General features: G+C 44.1%; 1 protein-coding gene. It reads right to left on the reverse strand.

Features of this window, described 5'->3' with window-relative positions:
* The coding region (locus H3V04_RS08795; RefSeq protein ID WP_198188193.1) for a phage tail tip lysozyme at positions 1-492 on the reverse strand (492 nt) is incomplete at both ends.

The raw sequence follows: 492 nt of genomic DNA on the forward strand, positions 1-492 counted from the left end.
TATGCCAACTGCTTTGCCGATTAATTCCCAAGCACGAGTAGCTTTGGTTGGAACTAGCGGAATTGCCATTTCTGGACCTTTTTCACCAAAAATAGCTGGCTTTTCCGTAATACCGCCATTGGCAAACTTGATAGAAGGAGCTAATTGTTCAGCGCGAGCAATATGGCCAGCGTTATAGCCTCCACGTTCCCATTCAGCTGAGAATTTACCAGCAAGGGAAGCAACACTGCCTTTGCCCTCCAAAACTGACTTAAAAGTGGCTCTATCAGCTGGATCATCACCATGTAGGGCAAACTCTAATTGTGTTGCTGCATCTTGCCAACTTTTATGGTGCTTTTTAGCGTAAGCTTTTAAGGCAGTTTGACGACTGTCTAACCATTGACCCAAGCCACTTGCGCCACCATCTGGATTAACGGAACTTGGATCAAGAGTTGATTCAAGCGACCAATTACCTAGAATAGCTGTAATACCATTTTTAGTAGAATGTGAATC

The organism is Bifidobacterium sp. M0353 (assembly GCF_016100645.1).
In the GTDB taxonomy this organism is placed as follows: Bacteria; Actinomycetota; Actinomycetes; order Actinomycetales; family Bifidobacteriaceae; genus Bombiscardovia; species Bombiscardovia choladohabitans.